At 33.2% G+C, this 13,558-nt stretch carries 14 protein-coding genes; all 14 read left to right on the top strand.

Annotated features, from left to right (window positions below; translation table 11 throughout):
• The 14 genes from M1D64_RS11150 (at position 1) to M1D64_RS11085 (ending at position 13,535) form a co-directional block, all read left to right on the top strand.
• On the top strand, positions 1-717 hold the full coding sequence (locus M1D64_RS11150) for a ThuA domain-containing protein (protein ID WP_002484062.1): 717 nt from the start codon (positions 1-3) through the stop codon (positions 715-717).
• 18 nt (positions 718-735) lie between these two features.
• Positions 736-1,782: a Gfo/Idh/MocA family protein gene (locus M1D64_RS11145; protein WP_002484061.1), complete on the top strand. Its 1,047-nt coding sequence runs from the start codon at positions 736-738 to the stop codon at positions 1,780-1,782.
• A 19-nt stretch (positions 1,783-1,801) separates the two neighbouring features.
• On the top strand, positions 1,802-2,770 hold the full coding sequence (locus tag M1D64_RS11140) for a sugar phosphate isomerase/epimerase family protein (RefSeq protein ID WP_069838226.1): 969 nt from the start codon (positions 1,802-1,804) through the stop codon (positions 2,768-2,770).
• A 279-nt stretch (positions 2,771-3,049) separates the two neighbouring features.
• Positions 3,050-3,388 carry a YuzB family protein gene (locus M1D64_RS11135; RefSeq protein WP_002484059.1) on the top strand — a complete coding sequence of 113 codons (339 nt, stop codon included), beginning with the start codon at positions 3,050-3,052 and terminating at the stop codon, positions 3,386-3,388.
• Positions 3,389-3,788: 400 nt separating this feature from the next.
• Complete coding sequence (locus M1D64_RS11130; protein ID WP_041079767.1) at positions 3,789-4,724, top strand: aldo/keto reductase; 936 nt, start codon at positions 3,789-3,791, stop codon at positions 4,722-4,724.
• Positions 4,725-4,984: 260 nt separating this feature from the next.
• A complete protein-coding gene (locus M1D64_RS11125; RefSeq protein WP_069821728.1) occupies positions 4,985-5,527 on the top strand; it encodes a flavodoxin family protein in 543 nt (180 codons plus the stop codon).
• Positions 5,528-5,660: 133 nt separating this feature from the next.
• A complete protein-coding gene (locus M1D64_RS11120; protein ID WP_002484056.1) occupies positions 5,661-6,140 on the top strand; it encodes a GNAT family N-acetyltransferase in 480 nt (159 codons plus the stop codon).
• A 36-nt stretch (positions 6,141-6,176) separates the two neighbouring features.
• Positions 6,177-7,478 (top strand): HD domain-containing protein, encoded by a 1,302-nt coding sequence (locus M1D64_RS11115; RefSeq protein WP_002484055.1) that lies wholly within the window; start codon positions 6,177-6,179, stop codon positions 7,476-7,478.
• 56 nt (positions 7,479-7,534) lie between these two features.
• The gene (locus M1D64_RS11110) at positions 7,535-8,047 is read left to right on the top strand and encodes a YwhD family protein (RefSeq protein WP_480977485.1); all 513 of its coding nucleotides are present in this window, start codon (positions 7,535-7,537) and stop codon (positions 8,045-8,047) included.
• 440 nt (positions 8,048-8,487) lie between these two features.
• Positions 8,488-8,901 (top strand): YwiB family protein, encoded by a 414-nt coding sequence (locus M1D64_RS11105; RefSeq protein ID WP_011303752.1) that lies wholly within the window; start codon positions 8,488-8,490, stop codon positions 8,899-8,901.
• On the top strand, positions 8,902-10,569 hold the full coding sequence (argS, locus tag M1D64_RS11100) for an arginine--tRNA ligase (protein ID WP_002484052.1): 1,668 nt from the start codon (positions 8,902-8,904) through the stop codon (positions 10,567-10,569).
• Positions 10,570-10,696: 127 nt separating this feature from the next.
• Positions 10,697-11,341: an endonuclease III domain-containing protein gene (locus tag M1D64_RS11095; protein WP_002484051.1), complete on the top strand. Its 645-nt coding sequence runs from the start codon at positions 10,697-10,699 to the stop codon at positions 11,339-11,341.
• A gap of 183 nt (positions 11,342-11,524) precedes the next feature.
• The gene (locus tag M1D64_RS11090; RefSeq protein ID WP_069821730.1) at positions 11,525-12,409 is read left to right on the top strand and encodes an ABC transporter substrate-binding protein; all 885 of its coding nucleotides are present in this window, start codon (positions 11,525-11,527) and stop codon (positions 12,407-12,409) included.
• A 175-nt stretch (positions 12,410-12,584) separates the two neighbouring features.
• The gene (locus tag M1D64_RS11085; RefSeq protein WP_069838229.1) at positions 12,585-13,535 is read left to right on the top strand and encodes a FecCD family ABC transporter permease; all 951 of its coding nucleotides are present in this window, start codon (positions 12,585-12,587) and stop codon (positions 13,533-13,535) included.
• The last annotated feature ends 23 nt before the right edge of the window (positions 13,536-13,558 follow it).

Here is a 13,558-nt window from a genome sequence, read left to right as displayed (position 1 = left end):
ATGAATATTACAATTTGGAATGAATATCGACATGAGAAAGAAAATGAAACAGTAAAAGCAGTTTATCCCGAAGGTATACATCATGCGCTCGCATCGTTTTTGAATGTTGAGCATAACGTAACTACAGCAACATTAGATGAACCACAACATGGTTTGACTGACGAAGTATTATCGCAGACAGATGTACTTGTTTGGTGGGGGCATAAGGCACATGATGAAGTAGAGGATTTAATAGTAGAGAAGGTGAAGCAGCGTGTATTAGACGGCATGGGGCTTGTAGTCTTACATTCTGGACATTTTTCAAAAATTTTCAAATCCTTAATGGGTACGTCGTGTGATTTAAAATGGAGGGAGGCAGATGAAAAAGAACGTTTGTGGGTTGTTGATCCAACACATCCCATCACAAGAGGCATAGAATCACATTTTGAACTAGAAAAAGAAGAAATGTATGGAGAACATTTTGATATTCCAACGCCAGATGAAACAGTATTTATAAGTTGGTTTGAGGGCGGAGAAGTATTTAGAAGTGGTGTAACGTTTAAAAGAGGTAATGGCAAAATATTTTATTTCAGGCCGGGACACGAAAGCTACCCAACATATTACAATACGAATGTCCAACAAGTTATAAAAAATGGCATAGTATGGGCTTACAGTAGTGGGACACCTAAACATGAGTATGGTAATGCGATACCGTTAGAGAAAATATCAGAAAAATAATTCTGGGGGCATCTTGTTATGGAAAAATTAAAGATAGGTATTATTGGATGTGGTGGTATTGCACGTAATAGGCATATACCAGCTTTTCAACAATTAAATCATTTGGCTGATGTTGTAGCAGTTCAAGATATTAATTTTGAATTAGCTAAAAGCGTTGCTCAAAGTCATCAAATTCAAAATGTGTATGAAACGTATCACGCTATATTTGAACATGTAGACGCTGTCGCTGTATGTACACCTAATAAATATCATGCAGAAATTAGCATTGCTGCTTTAGAAGCTGGTGTACATGTATTTTGTGAAAAGCCAATGGCTATGAATCCATCAGAATGTGAAAAAATGATAAATACTGCAGAAAAAGTCAATAAAACACTTGCTATAGGCTATCATTATCGCTTTACAGATGCTGCAATCAATGCCAAAAATGCTGTTGATAAGGGTGTTTTAGGCGATCCATTAGTAACACGTGTACAAGCAATGCGTAGACGTAAAGTACCCGGATGGGGTGTTTTTACAAACAAAGCACTACAAGGTGGAGGTAGTTTAATTGATTATGGATGTCATATGCTTGATTTATCACTTTGGCTATTAAACGATATCGCACCAGTAGAAGTGATTGGAAAAACATACAATCGACTTAGTAAAATACCCAATCAAATAAATGATTGGGGCGCATTTGATAATGAATCATTTGATGTAGACGATCACGTGACAAGTTATATTACTTTTAATGATGGCTCAACGCTTTTATTTGAATGTTCTTGGTCAGCCAATATTAAAGAAGATATGAGACATTTAAGCATTTCTGGTGTAGATGGTGGCTTAAATCTATATCCTTTTGAAATTTATCAACCCAGACTAGGCACTTATTTTATTGAACAAGCACAAGCAGAACATGATGAAGAAATAGCTGCACAACGACAAGCAAAGAATTTTGTGGATAGTTGCCTTGGTTATGAGTCTCTTGTTGTTCAACCAATGCAAGCGATGCAAATCAATATACTGATAGACGCGATTTATCAAAGTAGCAAAATTGGACAAAGTGTTCGACTGGCAAAGGTATAACTTTTATGGAGGTTTTTTTATGAAAATTGGTGTGTTTTCCGTGTTATTTCAAGACAAAGAATTTGAAGAAATGTTAGATTACGTAGCAAAATCAGGTGTGAAAATGCTTGAAATAGGGACAGGAGGCAATCCAGGAGACCAGTTTTGTGCATTAGATGACCTACTAAATGATGAATTTCAAAGAAAATCATTTATTGAAGCGATTCAGCAGCGTGGATTAGAAATTAGTGCATTGAGTTGTCACAATAACCCTATTTCGCCAGATCAAAGAGAAGCTCAAGAAGCGCATGATACTTTATACAAAACGATAAAATTAGCGTCGCTGTTAAACGTACCAGTGGTAAATACGTTTTCGGGAGTGGCTGGTTCGGATGACTCAGCAAAGTATCCTAATTGGCCTGTTACACCATGGCCAACAGTGTACACTAATATTCTAGAATGGCAATGGGATGAAAAACTTGTCTCTTTCTGGAAAAATGTTGCTGACTATGCAAAGTCACTCGATATAAAAATTGGTATAGAACTTCATGCTGGTTTTTTAGTTCATACACCGCATACACTATTAAAATTAAGAGCGGCAACCAATGATGCTATTGGTGCGAATTTAGATCCAAGTCATCTGTGGTGGCAAGGTATTGATCCAATAGCTGCAATAAAAATATTGGGAAAAGAAAATGCAATTCATCATTTTCATGCAAAGGACACATATATTGATCAAGAGAATGTGAATATGTACGGTTTAACGGATATGCAGCCATATGGCAATATACAAACGAGAGCCTGGACATTTCGAACAGTAGGATATGGTCATAATATTCAAGAATGGGGAGACATGATTAGTGCATTAAGAATAAATGGTTATGATTATGTGGTGAGCATTGAACATGAGGATCCAATTATGTCAATTGAAGAAGGATTTAATAAAGCAGTGAATAATTTGAAATCGGTTAATATTGAAAATCATGCACCAGATTTATGGTGGACGTAAATTCTATCAATAGTTATATTAAGTATAAAGGGACAAGTTAGTATCGTCATTTACATTGTGATGATACTAACTTGTCCCTTTGAATGTTGATATTAAAAGAATATAAACTTGAAATTTTAATAAAATAGAGTAAAATAATTAGAGTTGTAAAATCTAAAATACATATTAAGTAAGGCATCATAAACCTTATGATGATACATATAAATGAATGTTTACATTGTGAAATGATATTTAAGCTGTTTTGATAAACTGTAAACCATAAGAAAGGAATGGGTGTAGTTGCAAAATAAATTTTTAATTTGTGATGATTGCCAAGGGGTAAACTGTAAGTCATTAGAAAAAAAGTTAACGAAATTAGATCCTGAAGCTGAAATAGAAATTGGCTGTCAGTCGTATTGTGGACCGGGTCGCCGAAAAACGTTTGCTTTTGTTAATAATCGTCCACTCGCTGCACTCACAGAAGATGAACTTATGGAAAAAGTGGAAAAACAATTACAGAAACCGAGAGACCCTGAAGAAGAAGAACGATTAAGAAAACGTAATGAAGAACGTAAACGTCGTAAAGAAGAACAAGATAGAAAATTAAAAGAAAAGTTAGCGCAAAGAAAACATAAATAATAGCTGGGAAGGCTTTAATAAAATAAAGTACGAAAATAAAATGAATACTATATAGTTCAAAAGCCGGACGTGGATGGGATTACGAAATCAACAAATTATATTTGATGCCGTAATCCCATTTTTACAATATACGCTTTTAAAAAACATAATAGGTATGAAAATTTGATGTCGTAATCAAGCAAATATGTTTAGTTTTATAGCGTAATCATGCTAAATTTTAAATAGATATCATATTAGATAATATCTATTACTTACGTTTTTATTTTAAATATAAAGAAAGAGGGTAGAGTATAACTACTTGTAAAAATAACAGTGATATATGGTTAAATCAATTGCTGTGGATAGCACATACATCGCTATGTGTAAAATATAAGAGAATTATAGAAGGAGTTGGGCTAGATTGACTAAGAAAACAAAGATTGGTAAGTCAAATGTTGAAGTAACACCTATCGCATTAGGTGCAAATGCAGTAGGCGGACATAATTTCTATAATGATTTAGATGAAGAACAAGGTAAAGAAACTGTACGTACCGCAGTGAGAAATGGTATAACGTTGATAGATACAGCTTATATTTATGGACCAGAGCGTTCAGAAGAACTCGTTGGTGAAGCGGTCAAAGAATTTGGTAGAGATGATTTTGCAATTGCTACTAAAGGCGCACACTATTTTGATGATGATGGTAATGTAAAATATTCAAATGATCCTCAATTTTTAAAAGATCAGGTTGAGCAAAGTTTAAAACGTCTGCAGTTGGACTATATTGATTTATATTATATACATTTCCCGGATGAGGACACGCCTAAGAATGAAGCTGTCGCAGCATTAAAAGAGCTCAAAGATGAAGGTAAGATCAAAGCGATTGGGGTGTCCAATTTCAATTTAGAACAATTAAAAGAAGCGAATAAAGATGGCTTGGTAGATGTTGTACAAATGGAATATAATTTATTAAATCGTGAAAATGAGCATATTTTTGAATATACTTCAGAACACGACATCACGTTTATTCCATATTTCCCACTCGTTTCTGGTTTATTAGCAGGTAAATATAATGAAAATTCGACATTTGATGATATTCGTGCTAAAAATCCAGAATTCCAAGGTGAAAAATTCAAAGAAAATTTAGAGAAAATTGATCAACTACGTGATATTGCTGATAACCACAGAGTGGATGTTGCACACATTGTGTTGGCATTTTATTTAACAAAATCGTCATTAGATATTGTTATTCCAGGTGCTAAGCGTCCAAATCAGGTCGTTGATAATTTAACAACTTTAGATGTTGAATTAACTGAAGAAGAGATTGAAAAAATCGAAAAATTATTTCCTATAAAATAAAAAAATAAAAGTAGGTGAACATGTATTATGTTTATCTACTTTTTATATTTATAAAGATCTTTTTAAAAATATACATTTATAGTAGGGGTTATAAGTTCAATTTTTGAGCAAATAATTTAATTTATTATTCTATTTTAAGTAAACTGTTTAGTAATTGTACTTTTTAGTGTAGAATTATTAATTAAGTTTAATGATTTTATGGAAATGTATATTTATAATTTTTGAAGGGAATATAAAATGAGTAGTAGAAGGAGATTATTATGATCACAGTTTTATTTGGAGGCAGTCGACCAGAAGGGAATACTGCACGTTTAACTAAGATGGCCATAGCTGGATACGACTACGAATGGATAGACTTAACGCAATATCAATTAAATCCGGTTAGAGACTATAGACACGTAGACAAAAGCATAGATTCATATGCGGATGACTATAAGACGATTATAGATAAAGTATTAGCAAGTGACACAGTTATAATTGCTTCGCCAGTTTATTGGTATAGTTTATCGGCATCAATGAAGGCATTTTTTGATCATTGGTCTGAAACTTTATTGGATTCAAATTATAAAGACTTTAAAGATAAGATGTCTAAGAAAGATTTTAGACTTATTATCGTTGGTGGCGATTGTCCTAAAGTCAAAGCCAAACCATGCATCACACAAGTTAAATATAGTTTAGAGTTTCTAGGTGCGAGTCTAGGGGGCTATATTATTGGTACAGCTGAAAGACCGGGAGATATTGAAAAAGATGTTTATGCACTGTCACGTGCAAAAGAATGGCAACAAACACTTGGGAAGAACTAAATATAACATAGATAGTTTGGGTGAATTATAATATTGCCCAAGCTATTTTTATATAAATAGCTAAAGTATTTTGAATACTAAAATTATGATATAATGTAGCTATTATGACCTATCTAAATAGGGGGAGAACAACATGCATAAAATTAGAAAAGCAACACCGCAAGATGTTGTAGGCATCAGAGATGTAGCAACAAAAGCTTGGTATAATACGTACATGAATATTTATGCGGCTAAAACTGTAAATGAGTTATTGGCTGCTTCATATAATGAACAACATTTATTAAAACGATTGGAAGATCAATTGTTTTTAGTCGTAGAAGAAGATGAAAATATTATTGGTTTTGCGAATTTTATTTATGGTTCTGAATTATTTTTATCAGCACATTATGTAAGTCCATTGTGGCAACATCATGGCTATGGTTCTGAATTATTAACTGAAGGTTTAAGTTATTTCAACGATGAATATAAAGAAGTCTTCTTAGAAGTCGATAATAAGAATGATGAAGCTGTTTCGTTTTATGAGCAAAAAGGCTTTGAAAAATTACGTTCATATACGCATGTTATGTATGGTGAAGCCATGGATTTAGCGTTAATGCGTAAGACAATAAATTAGTCTGCATAAGTATAGGATATGGATAGGAGGACTACATTGACATTTACAACATATGCTACACAAAAATTACCAGAAGAAAAAGTGTTTAAAGATCCAATTCATAGGTATATCCATGTCAGAGATCAAGTGATTTGGGATTTGATTAAGACGAAAGAATTTCAAAGACTAAGACGTATAAAGCAATTAGGCACATTATATCTTTCATTCCATACGGCAGAACATAGTAGATTTGGCCACTCGTTGGGTGTATATGAAATTGTACGTAGGTTAATTGATGATTCATTTAATGGAAGAGAAGCATGGAATAACGAAGATCGCCCGTTAGCCTTATGTGCAGCATTATTACATGATTTAGGACATGGGCCTTTTTCTCATAGTTTCGAAAAGATATTTAACACGGATCATGAAGCATTTACACAGGCAATTATTACGGGTCCGACGGAAGTTAACGAAGTATTAAGTCGTGTTTCGGATGATTTTCCACAACAAGTTGCAGATGTTATTAATAAAACACACGATAACAAATTAGTCATCTCCATGATATCTTCACAAATTGATGCTGATAGAATGGATTATTTACAAAGAGATGCTTATTTTACCGGTGTATCATACGGAGAATTTGATATGGAACGTATCTTGAGATTGATGCGTCCATCTAAAGATGAAGTGTTGATTAAAGAAAGTGGTATGCACGCAGTAGAGAACTTTATCATGAGTCGCTATCAAATGTATTGGCAAATTTATTTTCACCCAGTCAGTAGAGGCGGAGAAGTGTTATTAAATAATTGTTTGAAACGTGCGAAATACTTGTACAATGAAGGCTATACTTTTAAAATGTATCCAACAGATTTCGTACCATTTTTCGAAGAATCCATGACAATTGAACAATATGTAGATTTAGATGAAGCGGTTGTCTTATATTACTTAAAGGCATGGGTGAAAGAAGAAGATCCCATCTTGAGTGATTTATCACGACGTTTTATCAATCGAGATTTATTAAAATATATGCCTTTTGATGGTTCGATTATAACAATCTCAGAATTAACTGATTTGTTTATTCAAGCAGATATAGATCCGAATTATTATTTTGTCAGTGAGTCCTTCTCAGATTTACCATATGATTATGATAGACCTGGATCAAATAGACAGCCGATTCATTTACTAAAACGTAATGGAAAAATTCGTGAAATTAGTAGTCAATCATTGGTTATCCATAGTATTACAGGAATTAATCGAGAAGATTATAAATTATATTATCCAAAAGAACTCATTGCGGATATTGAAGATGATCATGTAAAAAATGCAATTAATAGTATATTAGATGAATTGAATTCATAATATGATAACAGGTAAAATGAAATAAATGCCTTAGATAATTTGGGAGGTGCACGTGAGTGGCTGGAAATAAAGGATTTAAATTTAACATTATTAAGAATGACCCACTTGATGGGCACAAAGGTACAAATATAGGTTCTATCAGTTTGGATAATGTGGCACCTGTCTTTATTGATGTTCAAAAGAAAGAAGCCTTTATTGATATTGGTGGTATGCACGCACGTTCAAGTGTAGAAAAAGGTGTTAAATGGATTAAAGAGAAAGAAGTTGTAGAAGGTGACGAAGCCAAGGCATATTGGTTATGTTGGGTTACGACTGAAAGAGGCGAAAATGGACCTTACTATGCTGGCGTGACAGGATGTTATTTATTAGTGAATAAGAGCATTCGCAGAGGGTACAAAAGCATGCCTGAACATGTTAATATGATGGATAAATCAATGAAACATCAAATCGATATAGATCATATTGGTGAGGACAATAAAGCAGTTTTGAAAGATTTTCTACAGACACATGATTTAGCTATGTGGAATAATTCAGATAAAGCATTACATGAAGCATTAGCAAGTAAATAATAAGTATAGGGATGTAGGACAGAAAGTGAATTTTAAATAATCTTTCATAGCCCTACGTATCCTATTAAGACACAGATGCTTGATACCATATTTTCCCTAATTAAAGGGCATGTATAAGAACTACTAAAATTTTGAGTGGATTACATGTGCAAATGCTCATGCATAAGAACTACTAGAATGGTTAAGGATTACGTGCGCTAAAACGAATGCATAAGAACTACTCATTCACATAAAATGTGAAAGTAGTTCTGAAAAACAGCTTTAAAGAGGTTTAGACTATCAAAGTCGGAACCTCTTTTTTAATGTCATGCGTTATTACAGATAATTGGATTTTAGCTATGTAGCATAACATCCTTAAAAACGATTTACCAACTGTATAGCGACTATCAAGTATGCTATAATGGTTTGTATTATTTTAAAAGATTAGGGTGAAACGTACATTGGAAAACAATGTTAATATCCAAACGAAACAAGTTGTTAAACAATTTGATAATAAAGAGAAATTTACAGCAAATACGCAAGGGCATTGGCAAAAACGTAATGCAGAATTTATACGTTATCAAGAAGAAATTGATGGTGTTGCTGTCAATGTAACTGTTAAAATTGAAGAAACAGGTGTGAAAATCATTCGTAAGGGTGAAATCAAAATGAACCTCCATTTTGTAGAAGGTGAAGATACGATTACTTTGTATGAAATTACTGGAGGACGTATACCTTTAACTGTGCGAACACATTCTATTCTGCATTTTGTAACGGAACATGGTGGTAAATTAAAAGTGCATTATGATTTAATACAAGATGATGAAAAAATGGGATCTTACCAATATGAAATTACTTATAAGGAGCAGTCTTAAATGAATATAATTGATCAAGTGAAACAAACGTTGATTGAAGAAATTAACCACAGTATTCAAAAAGCAGCGTTAGCTGAGGCAAGTGATATACCAGATATTAAAATAGAAATACCTAAAGATGATGCAAATGGTGATTATTCTACAAACATCGCGATGGTATTGACGAAAATAGCAAAGCGTAATCCTCGTGAAATTGCGCAAGCGATTGTCGATCATTTAGATACGACAGCTGCTAATGTTGAAAAAGTTCAGATTGCAGGACCTGGATTTATTAATTTCTACTTAGATAATGCTTATTTAACTGAAATTATCTCAGAGGCTATAGATAAAGATGAAAAATTTGGTAGCACTGCCGAACAAAATGGCAAAAATATATTATTAGAATATGTGTCAGCTAACCCAACTGGAGATCTACATATTGGCCACGCACGTAACGCTGCTGTAGGTGATACACTTGCTAATATTTTAACTGCGGCTGGTTATCATGTAACTAGAGAATATTATGTGAATGATGCGGGTAATCAAATTACGAATTTAGCGCGTTCAATAGAAGCACGTTATTTTGAAGCGCTTGGAGATGATTCATTTGAAATGCCTGAGGGTGGCTATCATGGTAAAGACATCATTAATATTGGTAAAGATTTAGCCGAAAAACAACCTGAACTTAAAGATTTGTCAGAAGATGAACGTATTAAGACATTTAGAAAATTAGGCGTAGATTATGAAATGGAAAAATTAAGAACAGATTTATCTGATTTTAATACGCATTTTGATAATTGGTTTAGTGAAACGTCTTTATACGAAAAAGGTGAAATTACAGAAGTATTAAACAAAATGTCTGAGCTTGGCTACACATATGAACAAGATGGTGCAACGTGGTTGCGTACGACGGACTTTAAAGATGACAAAGACAGAGTGTTAATTAAAAATGATGGCAATTATACGTATTTCTTACCAGACATTGCATATCATTTTGATAAAATCAAACGTGGTAACGATACGTTAATTAATTTATTTGGCGCGGATCATCATGGGTATATCAATCGTCTTAAGGCTTCATTAGAAACGTTTGGTGTTGAAAGTGACCGTCTTGAAATACAAATCATGCAAATGGTGCGTTTAATGCAAGATGGACAAGAAGTTAAGATGAGCAAACGTACTGGAAATGCAATCACGTTACGAGAAATTATGGATGAAGTTGGCGTAGACGCAGCACGTTATTTCCTCACAATGCGTAGCCCTGACACACACTTTGATTTCGATATGGAACTTGCGAAACAAGAATCACAAGATAATCCAGTTTACTATGCACAATATGCACATGCGCGTATTTGTTCTATATTGAAACAAGCTGCTGAAAGAGGTATTACACCATCTAAAGATGCGGATTATACCTTGATTACAAATGATAAAGCGATTGATTTATTGAAGAAAGTTGCTGAATTTGAAACAACAATTCAAAGTGCGGCTGCCAATAGAGCACCACATAGAATTACAAATTATATTCAAGATTTAGCATCACACTTCCATAAATTTTATAATGCTGAAAAAGTATTAACAGATGATGTTGAAAAAACAAAAGCATTGATTGCACTTATAGATGCAGTAAGAATAACGTTACGTAATGCGCTAAGTTTAGTGGGCGTAAATGCACCAGAAACAATGTAATCGGAAAGTGTAATGATTGGGAGCTAGTATCAGATTTATCATGGATGAAGATAGGATGTTTCATCCATGATAAATCTTACTAGCTCTTTTTGTTAGTGAAAATAAGCGTGCAAATGAGGTGTGTAAAATGACATTGGATACAGAGAGTTTATATCGCATTTTATATAAACATATGGGGCCACAAGGTTGGTGGCCTGCAGATTCGAAAATAGAAATCATTTTGGGAGCGATTTTAGTTCAAAATACGAATTGGCGAAATGCAGCCTATGCCATTGATTCATTAAAACAAGCTACTCTATTGGATCCACATCATATCTTGAATTTAGAATTAGAAGATCTACAAATATTAATTAAGTCGAGTGGATTTTATAAAAATAAAGCGAAAACCATACTGGCATTACTAAGTTGGTTGCATCAATACGATTTTGACTATAAAGCCATTGCTGATAAATATCATTCTAATCTTAGAGACCAGCTGTTGCATATAAAAGGTGTTGGAAGTGAAACAGCCGATGTACTCATCGTTTATGTATTTGAAGGTATCGAATATATACCTGACAGTTATACAAGAAGAATTTATCGTTTACTCGGATATGAACATACAGAACAATATGACAAATTGAAACGCAACGTATCATTACCTGAAACCTTTACGAACCAAGATGCAAATGAATTTCATGCTTTATTGGATAATTTTGGAAAAAATTATTTTAACGGCAATGCCTCACATCAATATACATTTTTAGATGAATACTTTGAATACAATGACTAAAATGATATAGAAATTAGACTCTAATCAGTATTAATTAAGGGTTATCATCAATCAAATAATAGAAAGTTTATATATATGTGTAGCTTAAAAAATTAAATTAAATAGTTATTTTTAAAAATAATAGTAAAAAACGCATGAAAATTTGATATGATTAAAGCAAATCATAAACTAGGAGATTATATCATGAAAAAGCAATTTAAAGTCATTTATCTTTTTATTATTTTAGCTGTTATATTGGCTGCATGTAGTACCAATTCTGACAAATCCACTAAAAACGAGCAGTCAGAAAAATCATATGACAGAATTATTTCTCTTATTCCTAGTAATACGGAAATATTGTATGAATTGGGTCTAGGAGATAAAGTGGTCGGTGTATCAACTGTAGATGACTATCCGAAAGAGGTAAAAGATAAAAAACAGTTTGATGCTATGAAATTAAATAAAGAGGCGTTATTAAAGGCTAAACCTGATTTAATACTTGCACATGAATCTCAGAAATCAACAGATGGTAAAGTACTGAATGGATTGAAAGACAGTGGTGTTAAAGTGGTCTATGTTAAAGATGCACAATCTATTGATGAGATGTATGAAACTTTTAAGCAGGTCGGTAAAGTGACAGGTAAAGAAAAAGAAGCCAATGCGTTAGTGAAAGAGACTAAAAATAATATTAAAAAAGTTGTGAATTCAGTGCCAAAAGACGCAAAATCTCAAAAGGTTTTTATGGAAGTATCTTCAGAACCTGAGATTTATACGGCAGGAAAAAATACATTTTTTGATGATATGTTGAAGCAACTGAAAGCTAAAAATAGCTTTTCAAATCTAGATGGTTGGCAAAAAGTTAGCAAAGAATCAATTATTAAGAAAAATCCAGATGTGATGATTTCAACGATGGGTATTTCAGAAAAAGATTATCAACAAATTATCGACAAGAGAGGCGGATTTGAATCACTAAATGCTGTGCAAAAAGGTAGAATTGAAGCGGTGAATGGTGATCAAATTTCTCGACCAGGACCTCGTATTGATGATGGTCTCAAAGCTTTAAGAGATGCAATTTATAATGAAAAATAGTCAGTGTAGTGAGTTCTAATTAAAAAGATTATTTAAGTAACACCCTGAAGTTTGTTTGTGCATACTTTTCAGGGTGTTTTTTCTGTTTACTAATTTATAATAAATGGGATAGTGTTCGATGTGTTCAGATGGTATTGTAGGAGAGTGAAGATTTATTTGAAAGTGTGGCAAAAACATGAAGTATACTAAAACGATGTGTTTATGGATCGTGTTCATTATCATTAGTTTATTGTTGAGCTTATTTTGGGGTTTGGGTGATATAAGTGATACGCTATCACAAACAATATTATATCAAGTAAGAATTCCACGTACTTTACAAGCCTTGTTAGCCGGTGTTGGTTTAACACTTGCTGGACATATGTTTCAAACATTGTTGAACAACCCGCTTGCAGATAGTTTTACATTAGGATTGGCAAGTGGTGCTACATTTGGATCTGGGCTAGCTGTCGTTATAGGTGTTTCATTTATTTGGTTACCTATATTTTCAGTGTTATTTAGCATAATGACTTTATTACTGGTTATTGTACTAACTAGTGTAATGTCTAGAGGGTATCCGGTTAGAACACTAATCTTGGCTGGCATAATGATTGGTGCATTATTTAATGCATTTTTATATGTGCTCATTATTTTTAATCAAGAAAAAATGAACAATATCGTTAATTATATGTTTGGTGGCTTCTCATCTGCAGAATATAACGAAGTGATTTATATCGGTATTGTATTATCCATAGGTATGATAATTTTATTGAGCTTGGTGTCAAAAATTAAAATATTACAGCTTGGTGATTTACGAGCTCAGTCATTGGGGCTTAATGTGCGTAGTGTAACGTATAGTGTCTTGTTAATCGCCTCCATCATAACTGCCGTCATTGTTGCATATGTAGGTGTTATTGGATTTATTGGGATGGTTATTCCACAACTCGTACGAAGAAGTCGCGCACATTATAATTTAAGACAACAAATGTTATTGAATATTGTGATTGGTGGTACAATTATGGTACTTTCAGATTGGTTAGGTAGTGTCGTATTAGACCCTTTCCAAGTACCAGCCAGTATTATACTCGCATTGTTGGGGATTCCCGTATTGTTTTACATTATGGCGACACAACCGCGAATGCAAGAATAGTCATTTTAAGGTAAAATAAATAA

The organism is Staphylococcus sp. Z5-21 (genome assembly GCF_056529615.1).
Note: the sequence above shows the minus strand (reverse complement) of the source record. Positions and strands in the feature narration are given on the sequence as shown.